General features: G+C 67.3%; 17 protein-coding genes. 10 read left to right on the plus strand and 7 right to left on the minus strand.

All coding sequences use genetic code 11. From position 1 onward, the window contains the following. The first annotated feature begins 84 nt into the window (after positions 1–84). The 5 genes from casB to OG488_RS38950 all read left to right on the plus strand — a co-directional run bounded on the left by casB (position 85) and on the right by OG488_RS38950 (position 5,038). Positions 85–585, plus strand: coding sequence for a type I-E CRISPR-associated protein Cse2/CasB (gene casB / locus OG488_RS38930; RefSeq protein ID WP_329239437.1), 501 nt, complete (start codon positions 85–87; stop codon positions 583–585). Next, positions 582–1,901: a type I-E CRISPR-associated protein Cas7/Cse4/CasC gene (locus tag OG488_RS38935; RefSeq protein ID WP_329239440.1), complete on the plus strand. Its 1,320-nt coding sequence runs from the start codon at positions 582–584 to the stop codon at positions 1,899–1,901. Before casB ends, OG488_RS38935 begins: the two co-directional genes overlap by 4 nt. Continuing rightward, positions 1,898–2,746 carry a type I-E CRISPR-associated protein Cas5/CasD gene (gene cas5e / locus OG488_RS38940; protein WP_329239442.1) on the plus strand — a complete coding sequence of 283 codons (849 nt, stop codon included), beginning with the start codon at positions 1,898–1,900 and terminating at the stop codon, positions 2,744–2,746. Before OG488_RS38935 ends, cas5e begins: the two co-directional genes overlap by 4 nt. A 50-nt stretch (positions 2,747–2,796) precedes the next feature. Beyond that, entirely contained in the window at positions 2,797–3,462 is a 666-nt protein-coding gene (locus OG488_RS38945) for a type I-E CRISPR-associated protein Cas6/Cse3/CasE (RefSeq protein ID WP_329239697.1), read from the plus strand. A gap of 544 nt (positions 3,463–4,006) precedes the next feature. Then, complete coding sequence (locus OG488_RS38950; protein ID WP_329239444.1) at positions 4,007–5,038, plus strand: hypothetical protein; 1,032 nt, start codon at positions 4,007–4,009, stop codon at positions 5,036–5,038. A gap of 32 nt (positions 5,039–5,070) precedes the next feature. Here OG488_RS38950 and OG488_RS38955 read toward each other — a convergent pair whose 3' ends face one another. Continuing rightward, the gene (locus OG488_RS38955; protein ID WP_329239446.1) at positions 5,071–5,931 is read right to left on the minus strand and encodes a hypothetical protein; all 861 of its coding nucleotides are present in this window, start codon (positions 5,929–5,931) and stop codon (positions 5,071–5,073) included. A 1,077-nt stretch (positions 5,932–7,008) separates the two neighbouring features. On the opposite strand from OG488_RS38955, the gene OG488_RS38960 reads away from it, so the two are divergent. The 3 genes from OG488_RS38960 to OG488_RS38970 all read left to right on the plus strand — a co-directional run bounded on the left by OG488_RS38960 (position 7,009) and on the right by OG488_RS38970 (position 10,083). Beyond that, positions 7,009–8,025, plus strand: a complete 1,017-nt coding sequence (locus tag OG488_RS38960) for a bifunctional DNA primase/polymerase (protein ID WP_329239450.1) — start codon at positions 7,009–7,011, stop codon at positions 8,023–8,025. Next, positions 8,022–9,569, plus strand: a complete 1,548-nt coding sequence (locus OG488_RS38965) for a DNA primase family protein (protein ID WP_329239453.1) — start codon at positions 8,022–8,024, stop codon at positions 9,567–9,569. Before OG488_RS38960 ends, OG488_RS38965 begins: the two co-directional genes overlap by 4 nt. 133 nt (positions 9,570–9,702) lie before the next feature. Then, positions 9,703–10,083, plus strand: a complete 381-nt coding sequence (locus tag OG488_RS38970; protein ID WP_329239455.1) for a DUF6009 family protein — start codon at positions 9,703–9,705, stop codon at positions 10,081–10,083. Positions 10,084–10,256: 173 nt separating this feature from the next. Here OG488_RS38970 and OG488_RS38975 read toward each other — a convergent pair whose 3' ends face one another. Together OG488_RS38975 and OG488_RS38980 are read right to left on the minus strand one after the other, a co-directional pair. Next, positions 10,257–10,496 (minus strand): hypothetical protein, encoded by a 240-nt coding sequence (locus tag OG488_RS38975; RefSeq protein WP_329239458.1) that lies wholly within the window; start codon positions 10,494–10,496, stop codon positions 10,257–10,259. 53 nt (positions 10,497–10,549) lie between these two features. Continuing rightward, the gene (locus OG488_RS38980) at positions 10,550–12,934 is read right to left on the minus strand and encodes an N-6 DNA methylase (RefSeq protein WP_329239460.1); all 2,385 of its coding nucleotides are present in this window, start codon (positions 12,932–12,934) and stop codon (positions 10,550–10,552) included. A 358-nt stretch (positions 12,935–13,292) separates the two neighbouring features. Here OG488_RS38980 and OG488_RS38985 point away from each other — a divergent pair, with 358 nt between their 5' ends. Further along, a complete protein-coding gene (locus OG488_RS38985) occupies positions 13,293–13,865 on the plus strand; it encodes a hypothetical protein (protein WP_329239463.1) in 573 nt (190 codons plus the stop codon). 880 nt (positions 13,866–14,745) lie between these two features. On the opposite strand, the gene OG488_RS38990 is transcribed toward OG488_RS38985, so the two are convergent. Beyond that, entirely contained in the window at positions 14,746–16,080 is a 1,335-nt protein-coding gene (locus OG488_RS38990) for a hypothetical protein (RefSeq protein ID WP_329239466.1), read from the minus strand. A gap of 827 nt (positions 16,081–16,907) precedes the next feature. On the opposite strand from OG488_RS38990, the gene OG488_RS38995 reads away from it, so the two are divergent. Further along, positions 16,908–18,071, plus strand: coding sequence for a hypothetical protein (locus tag OG488_RS38995; protein WP_329239469.1), 1,164 nt, complete (start codon positions 16,908–16,910; stop codon positions 18,069–18,071). A gap of 41 nt (positions 18,072–18,112) precedes the next feature. On the opposite strand, the gene OG488_RS39000 is transcribed toward OG488_RS38995, so the two are convergent. The 3 genes from OG488_RS39000 to OG488_RS39010 form a co-directional block, all read right to left on the minus strand. Beyond that, positions 18,113–18,250 carry a hypothetical protein gene (locus OG488_RS39000; protein ID WP_329239472.1) on the minus strand — a complete coding sequence of 46 codons (138 nt, stop codon included), beginning with the start codon at positions 18,248–18,250 and terminating at the stop codon, positions 18,113–18,115. Between the two features lie 281 nt (positions 18,251–18,531). Beyond that, positions 18,532–18,963, minus strand: coding sequence for a hypothetical protein (locus tag OG488_RS39005; RefSeq protein WP_329239474.1), 432 nt, complete (start codon positions 18,961–18,963; stop codon positions 18,532–18,534). Between the two features lie 142 nt (positions 18,964–19,105). Next, positions 19,106–19,825, minus strand: coding sequence for a hypothetical protein (locus OG488_RS39010; RefSeq protein WP_329239477.1), 720 nt, complete (start codon positions 19,823–19,825; stop codon positions 19,106–19,108). Positions 19,826–19,910 lie beyond the last annotated feature (85 nt).

A 19,910-nucleotide genomic window follows, 5' to 3' on the forward strand; every position in this document is an offset into this window, starting at 1 on the left:
GAAGGTCAGCCCGCGAAACCCAGCGGCACCGAGACTCGCGAACCCGGGCGCAGCCAGGAACTCACCCAATGGCTGGTGGGTCTGGTGAACAGCCGTGACTACGGACGACTGGCCGAACTACGACGGCCGACGATCAGTCAGAACGCCCACGTCGAAGCGGGCTGGAAGGCGGGCTGGAACGACGAGAAGCGCCGTGAGGTCTTCGAACAGGTGGCCTTTCTGTTCGCCGTCTACCATCGGGGCGCGGGAGAGCCTTCTTGGGGCTACGGAAGTCTCGGTCACTCCGCCCGCAGGATCGGGTCCGGTGTCGGCCGTGGTCCCGACGACGCCGGGGCAGCTCGCCTGATCGATCGCATCGTCTCCAGCCGCAGGCCTCCTCTGCGGCATCTCCAGCACGCCATCACCCGGCTGCGCTCGTGCGGCGAGCCACCGCCTTCCTGGGCACGCCTCGCGGATGATCTCGTCCGCTGGACCGACCGTGAAGCGCGCATCCGCTACCGCTGGGCCGTCGACTTCCACGCGCCGCCGAGCAGGGCCAGGGCCCCCAGGGCCGTCCCGACCACGCCGAAGGACTCTCTGACGTGAGCACCCAAGTCACCCTGCACGGGCATCAGTTCCTCTCTCTCCACCTGCTTGAGACGCTCGTCGCCGTCCTTCCTGTCCGGGACGAGAACGGTGCGCCCAAATCGATCGTCTACGGCGGTGTCGAACGGCACATGATCACCAGCCAGGCACGCCGACGCGCCGAGCGGGTGTACTCCCGGGACCGCGCGAATTCTGCGAAGGGTCCGCTCGCAGGGCACACCATGGGCATCCGTACGCGCGAATGGGCACTGGAAACGGCTCGTGCACTGGAGAGCCGCCACGGCTGGTCCAAGGAGCAGTCCGTGGCCACTGCCCGTGCGGTGCTCCAAGGCATCGGCCTCAAATTCGGGGACCCGGCAAAGCAGACAGTGGTCAACCTGACCAAGGTGCTTCTTTTCGCGCCTGCGGACGCGGGCGACCGCATCGCCGATCACCTCCATGCCGAGCGGGACTCGATCACGACCTGGGCAGAGGAGTACACGGCCCTGTCCTCGGCGGCTGCGACCAAGAAGCCGAAGGGGCGCCGTAAGAGCAGCGAGGAGGAGAACAGCGACGAGCCCGAAGCTGAACCGGCCAAGCTTCCCGCGCTGTCCAAGGAGACCAGAGCCGCGGTTCTGACAGCCCTGGCACCCCGGGACGCCATCGACATCGCTCTCTACGGTCGCTTCCTGGCTGAGATCGCGGACTCACCGAACGTCGACGGTGCCATCCAGAGCAGCCACGCTTTCACCGTCCACGAAGCAGAGCACACGGATGACTTCTATGCCGCTGCGGACGACGTCAAGCTCAACCGCAAGAGCAATGCCCTCGACTTCCTCGACACCGCGGACGACTCCGGGGCGGGGATGACCGGCTATCAGTCACTGATCTCTGGCACCTTCTACCGTCATGCCGTCCTCGACCGTCACAAACTGAGGCAGAACCTGCGCGCCGCCGGCATGTCCGAGCAGGAGTCCGAGACTTCTGCCGCCGCCGCGGAGTCGGAGTTCGTCAGCTCGTTCGTCAACGCCTTCCCGCAGGCCAAGAAGAACTCCACCGCCTCGACCGGGACGCTGCCTGCCCTGGTTCTCGCCTTCGACGGAGACCGGCCGTTCAACTATGCCTCTGCCTTCCAGCGCCCCATCGACGAAGCGGCCGAAGGTGCTCCGGCAGGCGAACTGGCTGTTCGGCGCCTCCTCGCCCACCACGACTTCGTCCGCACGCGCCGGGACGACGTCACCGCCGCCCGGGTCCTCACGTACGAACCCGCCGTGCACGCAGTCCTGCAGGAGCTCGGTGTCAAGGACGTCCCGTCGGTCGAGGGACTGACGGCGTGAATCCGCAGGTCCTGCTGGTTCGGCTCGCCGCCCCTCTCCAGTCGTGGGGAGTCGTGTCCAGGTTCTCCCGCCGCGACACACAGCCCCGTCCGACGAAGTCCGGGGTGATCGGCCTCTGTGCCGCTGCCCTCGGTCTCGACCGCTCCGACGACCTGGGGGAGCTCGCGGAGGTCCGCTTCGGGGTCCGCGCCGACCAACCGGGGACGCCGCTGCGTGACTACCACGTCGTGGGCGCCGGCCGGTTCCCGGTACGGCCTCGCGATGTCATCACCGACCACCGCAGAGCGGCGAAACTCGCCGCATCGATGGCAGCTGTCGAAGGCTCCGCATTCGGGCATCATGAGCTGGCCGACTGGTACGGAGCACCCAAGTACATCGAGTCCGAACCGGGTTCCGGCGCTCTGGTCTCGAAGCAGCTCTCCCGCAACGCCCTCATCACGGAGCGCTGGTATCTGGCAGATGCGGCCTTCGTCGCCGCACTGGAACACCCGGACCGAGACTTCCTCCGTGCTGTGGCAGCAGCCCTGGAACACCCGAAGCGCCTGCTGTGGCTGGGACGAAAAGCGTGCCCCCCATCAGGAACGCTCGCCGGACCGCTCATCACCGGTTCCGTCGAGGAAGCTTTCCGGCGCACCGCACTCCTGCCCTGGCACGGCAACGGCCCACTGCCGTCTCCCCGGCCATGGGCGTGGGTCGAGACCACGCCGGGCACTACGGCGGCATCGCCCGTCCAGGACCAGCCCGTCACCTTCGACTCGGAGCGTAGAAGCCACAGCACACGGTGGGAAGCCCGTACCCGCGTCACCATCGCCGAAAATGCCACCGAATGGGACATCATCCCGTGACCGAGCCTCAAGCCAGCGCCCGTTTCGTGGCCACCCATAGCGTCCTGTCCATGGACACCCGGCATCCATACACCGCAAAGTCCCTCGTCGACGCGCAGGACATGCATCGCACCGTCATGAGCGGCTTCCGCGGCTGGGTGGCGGACGGCGACTCCGACGCCCGGGCACAGATGGGCATCCTTTCCACGTGGTCGGTCGACCTGAAGGAAGGGGTGCTCGTCCTGGTCGTGCAGTCCCGTGTAGCGGGGGACTGGGCCGGGATGCCCCCTGGAGCACTGACCGACAAGCCGCACGTCCTCACCGTCGACCGTACGCTGCGGGCCGGAGACTCCCTGACCTTCCGAAGTGTCATCAACCCTGTCCGCAGCCGGCCGTCAGGACCTCCGTCTCCCGAGCGCACCAGGGGCCGGCGCACTGAACACACGCGGCCCGACCACGTACGGAACTGGTTCGTCCGCCGCCTTCAGCCTCCGGGGGAGCCCCGAACGGGACCCGACGGCGTTGTACGAATCGGTGCCACCGCAGAGGAGGACTCTCTGGCCGTCAGGATGCTTCCGGCAGTATCGAGCCCTGGTCATCACAAGGGCCTGCGGATAGCCCGTGCAGAGATCCGAGGAACCCTGAAGGTGACCGATCCTGCTGCCCTGGTGGATGCCATGACGCACGGGATAGGGCATGGTCGGGCTTACGGGTGTGGGCTTCTGCTGACTCGGTGAGCGCACCAGGCACGGTGCGCAGGTCAGGCAGTTTGTATACGCTTGCTACCCCTCAGCTTCTGAGGGGATGGTCCCGACACCGACACGGTCGCCACGATCGCGGGCGCGTGCTTCCCGCAACGCCGGGGATGTTCCCTGCTGGAGGGTGAAGGCGATGGTCTCGGTACGTGCTTCCCTGCTCCTGCAGGGATGGCCCCCTGGGCCGCTGGGGCGAGAACTCCGCCGCAGAATGCTCCCCGTACGCGCGGGGATGGTCCCGGCGTCGTGGTCATGAGCCTGTAGAAGACGACGTGCTCCCCGTACGCGCGGGGATGATCCCAACGCCGGCGGCCACGCCGTCGTCGAGTCGAAGGTGCTCCCCGCATCAGCGGGAAAGGTCCTCGTCCATCGCGAAGCCCGCGTCCATACGCCGCCACCGAAGAAGCGCGTTCCCGTCCTTCACCAACCCCTCAGGCCCTGGAATCGGATGCGGTGCCTCGGCCCGTAAGGTACCTACGGCCCCAACAGGGGTCGAAGCGTGGTCGGTGCGACGGGGGCGGGGACGATGCGACGCTGGGTGAAGGTGTCGGTGGCGGCTGCTGTCGTCCTGGGCGTGGGCGGTTATACGGCGCAGCCCTACGTGAAGGAATGGGCTCTGATCCGGAGCGCCTGCGGCGAGGGCCTTCCCCGGGACACCGTGAAGCAGTTGACGCCGGAGGATTCCCTCCTGAACGCCGAGGAGTCCAGGAACATTAAGGGACTGGGCTCCTACACCTGCGGAGTCACGCTCGCGGGCGGCGACACGGACGGAAAGCGATTCGTCTCGATGGCCGCATACACCCGGCGGGACGACCAGGACCGGGAGCTGATGTCCGTCTTCACCGAGAACGGATTCGACAGTCAGAGCCCACTGCCGGGCGGGCTCCCGGGGTTCGTCGACCAGTACGGGACCATTCGCCTGTTTCTGCCATGCCCGGACCTGCCTGCAGATGACGGCGGCAGGAAGCGGAAGCTTCTGGTCAACATCTCCATGGGACGGACTGTCCTCACTGGCGTACCCGGCGCCGCTCATCGGCTGGCAGTGGCCCTCTCCAACGTGGCTTCCGACAAGCTCGGTTGCGGCGCAAAGCCCTTGAAGGCTCCGAAGCCGGAAACGCCCTTGGCCGACCTGGAGGACGATCCGAGAATGGTGCCGATAGCGGAGGCCGAAGGGACACCCTGCGGGTGGGTGGCCGGAGCGGGACTGCCTGCCGGCGGGAACTGGCAGGTCGCCGTGGCGGCCAGCAGTGCAGCACCCAGCAGTCGTTGCGACCTGTCCTCCGCGGAGAACGGAGAAGATACGCCGAATCCCTCCAGGCTCGCCTTCGCATCGTGGTACGGCGACTGGAGCAACCGTCTGACCGCCGACGAGAACCACGGCGTACCCAGGTCCATGACCGCCACCGCTCAGTGCGAGGACGAGGCCGCCAACTATGCGGTCGTGGGGGAGCAGGACATTCCAGGGATTGACGTCGGCGCCAGACAGCGGATGCTGAAGCTGTTCGCCCAGGACGAGGTGCGGCGGCGAGGCTGCACCGGCCTGCGCTTCCACTTCTGACCCGCAGGAGTGGGCAGGGGGCCGGGCCAGGATCAGACCCGCAGCCAGAGCGCTCGGACATAGGCATCGTCCATCAACTGCTTCATGGCCGCGGCACGGCGCGCAGGGATACCGCGGTCCTGGGCCCAGCCGTCCAGCACTCTGAGCAGCTGGTACCGCCCGTCCATGAGATCGCCGTCCACCGGCCCCGACACGGGACGGCCCGCTATGTCTCCCATGACCGGGCGCGAGTTCAGCTGCTTGTCAGCAGGCTGATAGGTGCCGCGGGTGTGCCGGCGGACAGCCCTGTCGAACGCGGCGAGGTCGGGGATGGTGCCGTCCGTGGCGTATCCGGCACGATGTTTCATCAGCGAACCTATGTGGTCGGCGACATGCTGAAGATCGCGGTCGGGCCCGGTCGTCTCCGTGGAAAGGCTGTCCGGACGCGATGGGGGGCGAAAGTCCGGATTCCCCCCGGTGTTGGTCAGACGCTCGAGATGATGCGCAAGATTAGCCCGCTCTGCATCGTAAAGAATCGCGAACGCCTCCGGCTCCTTGCTGAGTTCCGCGACCAGGGACTCGATGTCCGCCTCCGCACCGGAACTGCTTTCGATGTAGCCGAAGACCGTGTGTGCCTCGCCAGGGGCGAGGAAGCGGCCGTACCTCGACCAGCCCTGCGGGTCAGGGCGTGCCTCCTGCGGGGAAACGGCCGGCCCGGGCAGTCGGTCCCCACCCCACCCTGTGTTCTCTCCGGCGTCCACCACGTAGTCGGCCACCATGCGGGCCAGACCCGGCGCGAGGCCTTTGGGAAGCTCCAGACCATGCACCGCTGCAGCCACCGCGTAGGTTGCCCGGGCCTGCGCCTCGGTGTGAGGGCTACCGGGGGCAAGAGAACTCGTGGCGCTGTTCACCATGCGCCCGAGGATCTGAGCACCGTCACCGCACACCCTGGTGTGCCTCAGGAGCTTCCGTGCCGATCCGATTCTCGCAAGATCGTCTCCCGGGTCCAGAGCCTCGGTGGCCGCCCTTGGGTCGTCCGCAAGAGCGCGCGCCGAGGCAGTCAGCTGATGGCAGGGCTTCTCGGCGTCGTCAGACCCCGTCAGGACAAGAGGAATCGTCACCCCAGCCGCCAGAACGACGAATGCGGCCGCACAGACGGCCAGCCGGTGCTCCCTGAAACTGCGTAGCCTGCCTCGGCGCCCCGTGTCGCCCACGTTGTCGGCGAGCGAGCTCTCGCTGTCGTCCTGGCTTCCCCCATCACGCATTTGGGAAGACTAGCGACCGTCGGTACACAGAAGCCTGCCGGGGGAGTGGTTCCCCGGCAGGTTCCTCACGAAGCACCCGCACCGCGCTTCGAAAGCCAGCAGGGACCAAACTCCTTCGGTCCCTCCCTCATTCAGTCCCTCGGAAAAACCACAGGTCAGAGCGATGTGCTCGGGACTCAAGGGACCGAAGGGACCGAAACTCCCTGTTCCAGCTGCGTGGGCGCGCGTGTATGCACGCGTACGTAAGGCTTACCCCTTACATATCCTGGTGCGCTGATAACTAGGAAAATGGGTCCCTTCAGTCCCTCGGTCCCTGGCCGCATGTGCTCTGACCTGCGTAAACAGGGCCGGGACTGAAAGGGGACCGTTGGGTCCCTCGCCCCTGGCAGGCCTTCGGTCCCTCAGGCGAGAGCCGCAAGACGGGATCTGCCGCGGCTCTCGCCCAACTCACCGGCTGAGGGACCGAAGGGACTGACTCTGCAATAAGTACTCATGCCTCCCACGAAGGGGCGACGCCGTACGCTACGCTCGATCCGCCATATCGGAAACTCGGTCCCTTCAGTCCCTCAGTCCCTCACGCCACCATCCCTGAGCTGGGAATACGGCCGGGCTCGGTGGGGGAGGAGCCCAGCTTGACCACACATGAGGACGGATCGACGAACAGTGCAGCAGCGCCCCGCCGACACGGCTCCGTCCGACGTCGCGCAACAGCCGCGGCCTGCGGACGTGGCACGTTGGCTTGCAGGCCGCCACTGGCCGGTCCACCCGCTGGCTCCGGGACGTAAGACGCCTGCCGCCAACTGTGACCAGTGCCGTGTCCGCAGCCACGAACCCTCGCGATGCCCCTGCCATGAACGAGGCCTGTGGTGTCACGGCTTCCACAGCGCGACGACCGACCTCGCGCGCGTCGAGGACTGGTGGAGCAGGGAGCCGCGCGCAGGCGTCGGTGTGTCGTGCGGACCGGCGCACCTCGTGGTCCTGGACGTGGATGCCCACGCGGCACAGGTACCAGGCCGTGACCGGCTCCTGCCGGGGATCCCGATCCCGGAACAGGTGGACCTCTCCGGGCTGGCTTCCGGCTTCGACACGCTCGCCCTCCTCGCCGCCTACCGCAAGGAACCGAACCCGGCGGAGGACGAGACGACCCTGCGTGTACGCACCCCCTCCGGGGGACTTCACATCTGGTACGTCAACTCCGAGCCTGCCGTCAGCTATCGCTCCTCCACCGGTTCCAGCCCCAGGACTGCCCTTGCCTGGCAAGTCGACGTACGGGCTCATGGCGGATACATCGTGGCCCCCACCACTCGTACGACAGCGGGTGCCTACACCCCCGTCGGAGCGGTCAGGGACCCTGCCCCGCTCCCAGCTTGGCTCTCTGCCGAACTGCGCCGTACCGGCCATGTCATACAGCCGCCCCCGGTTCCCGGCCCGAGGCCGGCCGGGCAAGCACGGCGCCCGAGGACCGGCGCCGTGCAGGCGCTCTTGCAGCCGCTCATCGAGACCGTTCGTGAATGTGCGGCCTCAGCCGAAGGGACAGGCTTCACCGAGAAACTCAACCGCGCCGCGTACACGGCCGGAGGGCTCGCAGGAGCGGGGTACCTGAACCAGTCCGAAGCCCGCCAAGAACTGACAGAAGCCGCTCACTATGCTCGTCCCCATCAGACCCGCCGTAGTGAGACGATCATCGACGCAGCCCTTTCCGCAGGCGCCAGCCGCCCGTTCCATCCCAAAGGACTCGCATGAGTAGCGCCGAGAGCAGCCGCTTCGATGCGGCCGCCGCCGCTCAGCAGATGCTCGACTTCGAGGCTGCTGCCCCCGCGTGGGTCCCTCCCCAGCAGGTACAGGCGCCTGCCGTGACGGACACGCATGCTCTGCTGCCGCCCATGCTCACCGACCGCGGCAACGCGAAGCTCTTCGCCCAGCTCTACAGCGACCAGTTCCGTCATGTCGAAGGCCTCGGCTGGTACTGCTGGGACCAGTTCCGGTGGAAGCGTGTGGGGGGCGAGAAGGCCGCTCTGTGGGCCGCCGGTGACATGGCCGAGCAGATGTCGCCCACGGATCCCCGAGGCATCTTCAGCGACCGTGAGATCGCCCAGCACCGCCGCCGGACCATGTCGACGAGCGGGATGAAGGCGCTGCTCCACCAGGCGAAGGCCGCACCCGTGCTCAGCCTGGACCCCGATGTCCTCGACGGCGACGCCTACTCGCTGTGCACACCGGCGGGCGTCGTCGACCTGCGTAACGGCCGCCTGCACAAGCCTGATCCGTTGCGGGACCTGCACTCCCGTGCCACCAACGTGGCTCCGCAGGCCACACCGACCCCCCGCTGGCACGCCTTCCTGGACGACACCTTCGGTGCCGACACCAAGGGCCAGGAGATGATCGATTTCCTGCACCTGCTGCTCGGGTACTCCATCACCGGAGACGTCGGCGCGCAGGTCCTGCCCTTCCTCTGGGGCAAGGGCGCCAACGGGAAGTCGGTCCTGCTCGACGTCATGATCCAGGTCATGGGGGACTACGCGGACGCTGCTCCGCCCGGCTTCCTGATGGACAAGGGCAACTTCGCGGAGCACTCGACGGAGCTCACGGAGCTGCACGGCCGCCGCATCTTCGTGTGCAGCGAGCTCAAGCCCAACGACAAGTTCGACGAGGCCCGGGTCAAGCTCCTGACAGGCGGGGACAAGATCAAGGCCCGCCGCATGCGGCAGGACTACTTCAGCTTCACCCCGACGCACAAGCTCTGGCTGCTCGGCAACCACCAGCCCGAGGTCGGGACGGGAGGCCACGCGTTCTGGCGGCGCATCCGTCTCATCCCCTTCGAACGAGTCGTCGCCGCCGACCGGAAGATCGACAACCTTGCCGGTGAGCTCGTGGAGGAGGAAGGCCCGGGCATCCTGCACTGGCTGATCCAGGGCGCGATGCGCTACCTCACCAGCCGTGACCCGCTGACAGGCCCGTCCTCCGTACGTCTGGCCACCGCCGCGTACGAGACCACCGAGGACCACATCGGGCGGTTCCTCAGCGAAGCGTGCGCGCGGCAGGGCCCGGACACCGGAGACCTGCGCGTCGAGCAGGGGCTCCTCTACGCGACCTACACCGCGTGGTGCAGCTCCGAGGGCATCAGGGCCGACACCGCGCGCGCCTTCGCCGGCCGTATCCGGCAGGAGATCGGGCTCGCGTCCCCCGCCGAGATGCTGAAGTCCAGCGGCAAGAAGTACTACCCGGCCCTGGCGCTGCTTCCGGACGACTTGGTCCGTCCTGACGGACCGGCAGGTAGACGCGTATGAGACACCAGGGCTTGATGTCCCCGATCAGGGAACCCTCTTACCATGGAGGTGTCCCGATTCCCCGCCCCGCATCGTCCACATCGAGCAGCTGTATTCCTCCGCACCGCCACATCACCGACAAGGAGCTACGTCCATGAGCTCGCTGCTGCAGGAAAGCCAGCTCACACACGAGGCGAACGTGGTGTGGCTGGAAGACCTCGACGAACTCGACTACGTCCGCCAGGCGCTCGACAAGAGCGCCCGGCGTAGCGGCAAGCCCCGCTACGCCCGGGACGGACGGATGGTCGGCTACGCGGAGCTCGACAGGGACGCCGAGGCCAATCCCGACAGCGGGCTCTTCCAGCGTCGTACGTTCTTCCTGCTGCCCCACGACAGGCCGAACGACCCCGAGGGCCTCTACAAGGAAGGCGCCCCGGGCGAGGCCGTCGATCCACGGACGATCGACCCGCGGCGGGTGGGGGAGAAGACCCCGCGTTCGCAGGGGAAGCACAGGAACGAAATAGTGCCCTCCTGACAGTGCCCTTTGAGTAGGACTCCACCAACCGGAGAACCTCCGTTCCGCTGACCCTTGAGGGAACGCCCCTGGGGCTGGATCACCGTGGGTCGCCGGTAGTACTGATCGGCCCTGGAACCGGCCGACTGCGCCTGGCTCCAGGGCCGATCAGTGTCGGGCCCGATGGGGGATCGTCACCGTGACCGACGCAGCTCCCTGATTCCGGCGACGACACCCAGGCAGACGAACATCGTCGATCCGAAGGCGGCGCCACCCGACAGGACCGCGTCCGCGAGCCCTGAGCCGCTGTGCTGCTTGAGCATGATCACGAGCAGAGCGACGACGACGGAGAAGAGCACCATCACCAGCAGCCAGACCGCCCAGGTGTGGGACGCCGGGGCCGGTGCCGGGGACGGGGCGGTCGGGGAGGTCACTGAGGTTCCTTCGTCAGCAGAGGTCGGTGGATGTGGGAGGTGACGGGCGGAGGTCATGAGCGCCTTCCGGCCTCCGGCCGAGCGGCCTGATCGAGATCGGAGAACATCCGGCGCTCCACCACGGCGGTGCGGGTGGCAGCGACCGCTTCGGCGAGACGGCTGTGGGCCATCGCCTGAGCGTCGAGCGCGTCGAGGACGGCGACGACGCGTTGTTGTTCCGTGTACGGAGGAAGCAGCACGGGCTGGTTGCCCAGTGCCGCGGCACTGATAGATGGCGCACCCGTCGCACTTGCCCGGTCCCGTACCCAGGCGACCGACTCGGGCCGCCCCAAGTAGGCCGCGAGATATCCCGGGTGGACGCGGTCTCGGTGCCTCTCGTCCACCCGCAGCCGGATCACATTGGTGCTCATCAACCAGTCGGCCCCCACATCCCGTACCAGAGCCGGCGGGCCCATGGCACCGGTTCGGACACAGACGATGTCCCCGGGCCGCAGTCGGAAGCGGTCCAGACTGCGAGCAGCCCTCTCCGCGACTCGCCGGTCATCGGCCAGTTTCTCGATCCGGCCCTCGCGCAGGTTCTGGGGATAGACGAGCGGCACACCGCCCACGGTCGCCATGTGCTTCTTCAGCAGGCTGTAGGACGGCCCTGCCTGGATCCCTCCCGTAGTGGTCCTGGCCCCGCACAGGCTGGACAGCACCACGCGCTCCCACTCGACGGGGCCGTCCTGTCCTTCCTCGTGCTCCAGCCGCTCCAGAGCGACTCCCGCGGCCAGGTCCGCCTCCCGCACCTCTCGCTTCCGCTGCTCCAGCTCGTGCAGGACTTCTGCGTGGGCCGCCTCGGCGGCGCCCCGGCGGGGTTCGTGCGTGTCGATGTGGTCCATGGGGCTGAGCGACCAGTCCCGTTCCTGAACCGTCTGCCTGTCGACGACCGTGGTCGGTACGAGCAGACTCTGCCCCATGCCGTCCCGGTTGCCCCCTGCGTACCGATAGGCGTCGACCACGGCTTGGACGTCCTCGTCCCGGAGGGTGCGCTTTCCCCGGTTCGGGATTCCCACCTGGCGGGCGTCCAGGAACAGGATGTCGTCGCAGGCCTGCGACGGATGGACCAGGAACCACACCGACACCGGTACGGACGTGTGGGAGAACAAGCGGTCCGGGAGGGCGACGACAGCCTTCATCGCGCCGCGCTCCACCACAGCTCGGCGGATGGCCTTCTCCGCCTTGTTCGCCGAGTTGCCGGCCTTGTTGGGCATGATCACGGCAGCGGTGCCGCCTTCCTCCAGCGAGCTCAGCACGTGCTGCACATAGGCGAGGTTGTCGTTGCCCAGCGGCGGAGGCCCGTAAGGCCAGTTGCCCTCATTGCGTGGCTCCCCGGTGGAGTCGCTCATGTTGAACGGGGGGTTGCTGAGGACGAGGTCGAACCGCTTCCCGGAGAATGCCGTGGCCGTGTTCCAGGGGGACCGATCGGAGGAGACGAACACACGGGGCCGAGCACCGCGAAGGGTCAGGTTCATGGTCGCCAGAGGGGCGGTGTCACGCCCGTGAGTGATTCCGCAGACCTCCATCCGGGGCGGAGCCACGCCTTGCTCGGCACACCAGGTGGTCGCGGCGGCGAGCAGCTCTCCGCCCCGGGTGTACGGGTCGTAGACGCTCAGGGGGACTTCACCCTCGGTGTTCTCCCCGGCGATACGGACCATGAGGTCCGCCACGGCGCGCGGGGTGAAGAACTCGCCACTGTCCAAGCCGGCCAGCAACTCGTACTCGTCGAGCATGAGGTCGAACGCCCTGTGCCCGAGTTCGCCGACCAGGTGCACCACGTGGCGCAGATCGTTGTACGAACGGGGCTCGAGGCGCGCGAGCGACTGACGCATCGCCGGACGCATGCCGTGGCGCCGTAGCTGTTCGTCCAGTCCCCCGGCGATGTGCTGGAGGAGAGCGGCGGCGCCGTCCGAACCCTCACCGGTACGGGACATCGTGACGACGTCGTCCCATTCGGGGCCCTTGAACCGCCGCAGGAAGTGCAACGAGGCAAGCAGGTTCACGTAGTCGACCCTGGAGCCGGCGCCTCGTACCCGTTCGCACAGCTGCCCCATGAGCGCACGCACGTGGTCCACGTCACGTGGATCGGGCCGCATGTCCGGCTCGACCGTCTCAGGCGCGTCGGAGACGGTCTGCGGCTTCCCGGCCAGGGCCGCGCGCGCTCGTGCACCGAACGTCGTGCCCTCCGAATCTCCTTGCAGCAGCCGCCCAGGCACCGGCCGCTCGTCCAGCCAGGCGAGTACGCCGGCCCGATGGAACAGATCCGACTCCCCGCCGCGCTGCGGGGGCGGGAAGCCGGGGGCCCTGCGCCACTGCGTGATGGTCGCCCGGGAGACGCCCGCCAACGCGGCGATCTCCGCCTGTGAATGGAGCTGATCCGTGTGGTCAGCAATGGACATGATCTGAACTCCCTCGTGGCCGCCGTTCGGCTGCCCTTCACCCCTGACAGTAGGGAGCGAGAACCAACACTGTCATGTGAGCACTAGCGGTGCGCACTTACCTACTTCGGCATCTCTGCTGCGTCCCCGGACTAGTAGAGACGCCGTGCACCATGCAGAAACGGCTCCCTAGCTGCTCGACTCAGTCTCGCAGTGATGAGTGGGATCTGAAGGGGGTTTCGGAATAGTGTCGTCGTTGGAGAGTTGACCTCCCTCGGATTTCCTTGCGGCTGGTCCGTGCGGACGGGCTCCCTGCCGCGCTGTGGGAGAGAACGACCCGTGGAGCTACGACGTCGGGGCCGGGAGCGATGATGGGGGCGTGGACTACAGCCTTGTGATCGCCGCCGCTCACGCTGCCGGCCCTTGCCCGCCCGGTGAGGAAGCCTCCTGGGGCCGCCGCGTCCAGACGCTCACCGTCGACCTGCACATGATCGCCAAGCAGGCGGCGCAGGACGTCGACCGCCTGGAGAGCGCCAAGACGTTCGTCGCCTTCCTGGAGAAGGTCGAGATCGAGGAGAGCAGCCGGCGCGGCCTGCTCACCCTGAGGCCGCCGTCCGGCGACGCGGAGACCATCCGCACCGAGCAGGAGGAGACCGACCGCGGCCGCCAGCTGATCGAGCGGGCCCGGTCCCTGGTCGGGAGGTGGGTTCTGGTCTACCGGTACAACGAGGAGAAGGCGGGCAACAGGCAGCACAACGTGCGCATGCTCGCCCACCTCGTGGACCTCGGGAACGGCGCAATCTCCGTGAACATGGCGAAGAAGGTGCTCCTGGACGATGCCGGCGGCGTCGTGGCGCGCGCCCAGGAGGCGTGGGGGGCCGCGGGTCTCCCGGAGGCGGGCACGGTGAGCGTGGAGCAGCTACAGAAGGCGCGCGCCGGGCTTGCGGGTTGAGCTCTGAGCCGCGGCTGCTCGGTGAGCCTCGGCTGGATCACGACGGTGGGATCGGGACGTGAAGCCCACCGCGGATGGCCTGTGATACCTGCTCAACGAATGAGATCCGCTTGGCGTCCCGGCCGTTGAGCGGGACGACCACGACTGCAGGTGCGCCCTTGCTGCTCCAGAAGCTCCGGAGAGGCGCCGACCGGACGGAGATCGGAGAGTACCTGCGGCGGGAGCTGGAGGGTCACTTGGGTTCTCGGCTCTATGGGCCTGCGACCGGCAGCGATGCCTTGCCGGGTGCTGTTTGGTGGACAGCTGTCCCATTAAACTGCACAGAAACGCGTTCCCTCGCCGATGAACCTGCAGGTCACGCAGCCTGCTCCCCGCGCGCGCGGGGATGGTCCCCCGCTGCCGCCCATGATCAGTACCGTCATGCCCTGCCCCCCGCGCACGCGGGGATGGTCCCGAGGCGATCCTCAACGCCAACGACGCCGTCGGCTGCTCCCCGCGCACAAGGGGATGGTCCCGTCCGCCGGTGACAGTTCGCCCCGAGCGGGGTCAGCTCCCCGTGCACGCGGGGATGCTCCCGCGACCGTGGCGTTGAAAGCGGTGACCAGCCACTGCTCTCCGCGCACGCGGGGATGGCCCCTACGGATGGAGGTCGAATGTCCGGAGGTCGTGACCGAGCGGAACTCGGTCTCGTCCGTACGGCCCTCGCGGTACCAGGACTGGTAGACCTCCAACACGGCCGCTGTTGAACAGGCATCCGGCACTCTTGGAGGCAGTCATCGTCGGGCGCCGCGGGAGCGACGCTGACGCCTGACCGGCCTGAGCAGACGCGGGCCCGGCTTCCGCAGGGGAGCCGGGCCCGGGATTTTCTGGTGGGTTGGATTCAGTTCACGGTGAAGAAGTAGTCGTAGGGCGCCAGCTGAAGGCCCGAGCGGGTCGTCGCGTACACCGTGAGGTCATGCCAGCCATCCGCGGCCGGGCTCCAGTCGACGCTCGCGGTGTGGTCGGCGCCCGCAGGGACCGTCACCTCCGGGTCACCGTTGTTGAAGCTGTACGTGAAGCTCACGACATCCTTCACCCTGGGTGTGAACGTGAAGGTGCCCGGAACGCCGATGCCACCGCCCGAACCGTTCTCCGGGTAGGTGACCGACGAGACACCGGGCGTGGTGTCGAAACTGATACCCCACCACGCTGCGTCGCTCACCCATCCGTTGCCACTCCTGCTGCTCACCTGGAGGTGCTCGTTGTAGAGGCCATCCAGCGCGAGCTCCACCGTCGCAGTGCCGTCCGGTCGTGCCGTGACGTCGAAGGTCCTGTCTTCCTGACCTCCGATGGTCTTGACGGAGTAGCTCACGACAGGGCTCTTCGCCTGCAGCTCGGGGTCGGGGCGCAACATGAACTCGGTAGGCTGACCGAACTCGGGTTCCGGGACCGCCGGTGAGATGGTGGGCGCCGTGGAATTGACTCGGAAGTCGTACCTGGCGATCCCCGACCCGTTGTAGGCGCGGTCCAGGCTGCGCACCCACAGCGTCATCGGACCGGAGCCGGTCGGCGGCACCAGACTGAGCGTGGTCGAGCCACCGAGCGTGTTGGCGCGCTTGAAGTACTTTGTATCGGCGTACGGGTCGACGGGCTGCGGAATGCCGTGGTCACCAATACTCGTACCGATGACCGGCAGGCTCTGCTGCCAGGAGAACTCGAAGCCCTCGACATCGTCGACGCCGTTCGCGCCGAGCGTGAACTCGACCGGCTCGCCGCCCTCGTTCCATGTCTCGGGTGTGTAGTTCGACGAGGTGATGGAGGGGGCATTCGCAGGTTTGCTGTTGTCGACGGTGACATAGCAGGGTGCTGACCAGTCCGAGACCGCGTCCCCTGCCACCGTCCGCGCCTGCCATGCGTAGCTCTGCCCATCGACGAACGCGCTTGCCGGAAGGGTGGCGGGAGCCTCGAATCCGGGGGTGGCGTAGTCGCGGGTGACCGTGGTGATCTTCGAGGGATCGGCTACCGGCCAGACCTGGTACCGCACGCTGACGCGGGCGCCTCCCGTGGCCTCTGTGACTCCGGGGACGCCTTCCACCAGCAGACCTTCGCGGGCCCCCCGGTACGAAGGCTGCTGTGCGTCCGTCGCGCAGTGCCTGTACTCGTTGAACAGATAAGTCGGTGGGGTGAGCGTCCCGTCGACCGCGTTCGCCGGGGTTGCGGCGCCGGCCAGCGCCATGGCAACAGCTCCCAGAGAGGCGAGAACTGCACGCGGTCTCGCGCCGAAGGACATGGTCAAGTGATTCCTCCCGTTGATCGCACGCAGGGTGCCCCGATGGGCACGTCTGTGCGAGCGGCGAGCGCATCGTATCTGTGTGTCATCGCCTGGCGCGCAGGATTTGATCAGTCGAGCGATGGTGGCCCTGCCCGGCGAACCGGGACGTTCTCGAGCGGCTCCACGGGCCATCCCGCCTCCACGGCGGGCACTTGAACGCGACCATGCCGCCTGTATGCACGCCCCGCTCCAGCGCCCGGTCCAACTCCCCGCGGAACATGCCCAGCTGACGCCCACGGGCCGCGCCGACGCCCAGGGGCGGTGAGGCGCCGTTGGCGACTGCAGCTGAAAATCAGATGAAACCGGCTCGCGGTGCTGTCTACCGACTGGCCCCGTCAAGCACCTGGCGGATCCGACCGGGCAGGCGCTCACCGACGTCAGGGCCATCAGTGCCGTATCAGGCAACGTTTGCCTTGTCGTGATGGACGACCTGCTGCGCGCGAGGCAACGCGGTGCAGTTGAGGATCGTCGAAACGGCTAGAGGGAAGGCGCGTTGTCGACGATGGGCTAGCTCAGCGACCGAAGTATGGTGCCGCTGGTTTGTCAGTGGGCGGCCGTACGCTCAGGCCGTGAATATTGATGATCTTAAGTGGCAGTCAGGGGGTCTCGGTGGATACCCGCCCGTGTTGGTGGACCTGTTGGTAGAGCAAGGGCACGTGGAACTGCTGGTCCGGGCGGCTTCAAGGGGAGCGTGGTCCTGCGCGAGGGCGGCAGTGTGCGAGCTGGGCAGGATGGCGGAGTTCGAGCGGGCTCTGGGCGTGCTGAGGCCGTTTGTCGAAGTTGGCTGGGAGCCAGCACGCTGGGCGGCTGCCGACATCATGCTGCAGGCGGGACGGGTACAGCAGGCGCTGGACTGGGGCCGCCCGGACGATACGGATTTGGCGTCGGAGCACGTGTGCCGCAACTTCGCGGAGCTGCTGGTCAAGGCGGGACAGGTGGATGAAGCGATCTCCGTTCTCACCCCGCATCTTGACAGGGGATGGCTCTTGTCCACCCTGGTCGAGCTGACCGAGGGCCAGAACCGGGACGATCGGGTCCTTGAACTGCTCGCACCGAAGGCCGAGCGGGCCCGCACCGCCTGCGGTGAGGAACGATGGAACCTCGATGCCAGCAATGCGCAGGACCTTCAGGCCCAGGTCCTGGAACGCGCGGGCCGCGTCGACGAGGCCGTCCGGGTACTCAGGGCAGACGTAGCCGCCGGTCACTTCCTGGTCCAGAACACGCTCACCGCCTATGCCGAACTCCTCCAGCGCAACGGTCGCATAGACGAACTGCGCGAACTGGGCATAGGGGAGCACGCGCACGTCGGCTTGCCCTACTACGCCAGGGCCCTCGAAGACCGCGGTCAGGCCGAAGAGGCCGAGACCGTCCTGCGACGTTTCATTGCGGCTGACGAGTGGGACCGCTGCCGCTGGCCATTGATCGAGCTGCTGGGGCGGCAGGGTCGGATCGCGGAGGCCGTCGAGGTGGGGCGACCTACGTTCGACCACCACGATGCCTGCCTTCTCGAAAGCGTCATCCATCTTCTTTCCGAGGCCGGGCGTTTCGATGACGCCCTGGCCATCCTCGACGAGCGCGATGCCGAATACATCGACGAGCACTCGTCCTGGTTCCACACGAACCGGATAGGGCTGCTGGGCGAGGCAGGCCGATACGAGGAAGCCCTCGCCTACGCCAAGACCCTACCGACGGACGTGTACGGACTGACATCCAGCACCGCGTGGATCCTGGAGCAGTCAGGACGCGTCGACGAGGCTCTCGGCCTGCTCCGGGCAGATGCCGACGTGGAGGCGTGGGAGGTGGCCGCGCTCCTCATCAAACACGGACGTGCAGAAGAAGCGATGGACAGCATGCCGTCTATCGCCGATCTCCGCGCAGCCGGCCGGTGGGGGTAGCCGGAACCGTTCTTGCTGCGAGATCCCGCCGGGCAGGCGGATCACACAAGGCCGAAGAACCGCGTCCACCAAGTGGGCCGCGCTTCGAACAGCACCAGCGGACCTGGGCCCTCGTAGTCGCTTCCCAGCAGTTCCTCGGGGACGCTCACGTAGCCGATTTCGTCCAGCGCTCGCTCCACGGAGGCAAGGTCGGAGGGGACCTATCGGCGCCTCGCTAAAACCGGTCTGCTGGTCAAGGTGCAGGACCGGCCCGTTCAGTACCGCCTCATCGAGAAGTGAGGACCAGCATCGTGGCCGACCAGCGCTTCATCACCGCTGGTCCGGGAGGAACGATCACCGCTTCGACTGCACCACGGGGTTCCACTCCAGGCGAGCTGTTGACGCGGAGAAGGGACGAACGATTCACCCCATCCTGTGACCGAGGCTGAGGTCCGCGCCGCGAGGCCCAGTCTGGGCCGGGTCACCAGCACGACCGCGGGTCTTGTACGTGCTCCGGCGAGTGCCGGTCCTCTCCCCTTCCCAGGCCGGTCCGGACCAGGAAGCCGGGGTCCGCGTCCCGCGGCGAGGTAGCAGTGTGCACTCGCTGGGTGCCGGGAATGCCCACCTCGACGAGGACCTCGCCGCGGAACATATACAGACCGAACAGGTCGTCGTCCTCGTCGTGCAGCATGACCTGCACGCAGGCGGGCTCGTTCCACGGCAGGGACTCCAGGTCCTTTAGCACGCCGCGGCGCCCGTTCCACCGCCCGAACTCGATGTGCCAGCCCCCTACGAACCAGGGGATCTGCACGAAGCAGCCGTTCCAGGTGCGGGCCTCGTCCGGCCGCGTCAGCGGCTCCATCACCTCGTCCTCGTACCGCGCCAACACGATGACCTGCGCCATTCTGCTCATGCACACATGTCACACGGTGCCGGGCAGCGAGGGCAATCGATTTGGGAGCCGTCGCCTGTGCATTCCATAGCGCTGTCGCGGTCTCCTCGATCCGGCTGTGCATCTGGACCTGAGACAGAGTCACTCGCTTCCGGTACACCGCTCAGATCGGAGGGCGATTGGATGATGCGTACTCGTCGGCGATGTTGAAGACGCTGGCACAGCTTGGGCACTCCGCCTGGCCGAAGAGATGGGTGATTCCGTCGGCCAGCACGAATTCCCCGTCCCGCACGGCAGTCTCGTACATCCAGCAGCCGGTGCTGGAGAGCTCCTCGGCGGGCACCGGCTTCAGGGCGCGTCGGTCCCCGTCGCCCAGGTTCCAGTCCCGGATGGCTGAGTAGCGTCCGTAGTCGCCTATGGCGATCGTCACCTCGACAGCGCAGTGAGGGCAGGCGACCTGGTAGAAGTCGTCCGAGAAGTCCCCCAGGGCCGCACTCCAGTGGTGGTGCCCTTCGACGGCGATCAAGTCGCGGAAGGTCGCGAGGTAGTCGTCCGGCCGTGACCGCAGGTGCCGATCCAGCAGCTCACGGAACTCCGCGATCGCTGCGGTACAGCCCGCCAGCAGATCGTCGAGGCCGTGGTTCCCTGCCGCGCGCCGGACGATCGCCCCAGCCAGCTCGCGTGCCGCCGTACGCCGCGACGCAAGATGTACCAGGCGCGGCAGTGCGGCGAAACTGGCGGGGAACATCAAGTCGTGTTCGAGGATCAGCCGGTGACCCAGCTCATCCCATGCCTCTGCATCGTCCTCGCGCTCGACCCTCGCCAGGAGCTCGGGGACGCGATCGACGTCTCCGTAGCAGTCGTACATCTGTGCCCAGTTCACCACCTGAGCATCTAACCGTCCTGAGGCAACCGGGGACGACCCCGCAGCCCTGAACCCCGTTGTATGACCTATCAGACCTCCGACC

Origin of the sequence: Streptomyces sp. NBC_01460 (assembly GCF_036227405.1) — a bacterium.
Taxonomy (GTDB): Bacteria; Actinomycetota; Actinomycetes; order Streptomycetales; family Streptomycetaceae; genus Streptomyces.

Excerpts from the sequence above, each read along its gene's own strand:
- OG488_RS38945 (WP_329239697.1), top strand. The coding sequence starts at position 2,797 with ATGGACACCCGGCATCCATACACCGCAAAGTCCCTCGTCGACGCGCAG.
- OG488_RS38950 (WP_329239444.1), top strand. The coding sequence starts at position 4,007 with ATGCGACGCTGGGTGAAGGTGTCGGTGGCGGCTGCTGTCGTCCTGGGC.
- OG488_RS38955 (WP_329239446.1), bottom strand. The coding sequence starts at position 5,931 with ATGGTGAACAGCGCCACGAGTTCTCTTGCCCCCGGTAGCCCTCACACC.
- OG488_RS38965 (WP_329239453.1), top strand. The coding sequence starts at position 8,022 with ATGAGTAGCGCCGAGAGCAGCCGCTTCGATGCGGCCGCCGCCGCTCAG.
- OG488_RS38970 (WP_329239455.1), top strand. The coding sequence starts at position 9,703 with ATGAGCTCGCTGCTGCAGGAAAGCCAGCTCACACACGAGGCGAACGTG.
- OG488_RS38980 (WP_329239460.1), bottom strand. The coding sequence starts at position 12,934 with ATGTCCATTGCTGACCACACGGATCAGCTCCATTCACAGGCGGAGATC.
- OG488_RS38990 (WP_329239466.1), bottom strand. The coding sequence starts at position 16,080 with ATGGCGCTGGCCGGCGCCGCAACCCCGGCGAACGCGGTCGACGGGACG.
- OG488_RS38995 (WP_329239469.1), top strand. The coding sequence starts at position 16,908 with ATGGCGGAGTTCGAGCGGGCTCTGGGCGTGCTGAGGCCGTTTGTCGAA.
- OG488_RS39005 (WP_329239474.1), bottom strand. The coding sequence starts at position 18,963 with ATGAGCAGAATGGCGCAGGTCATCGTGTTGGCGCGGTACGAGGACGAG.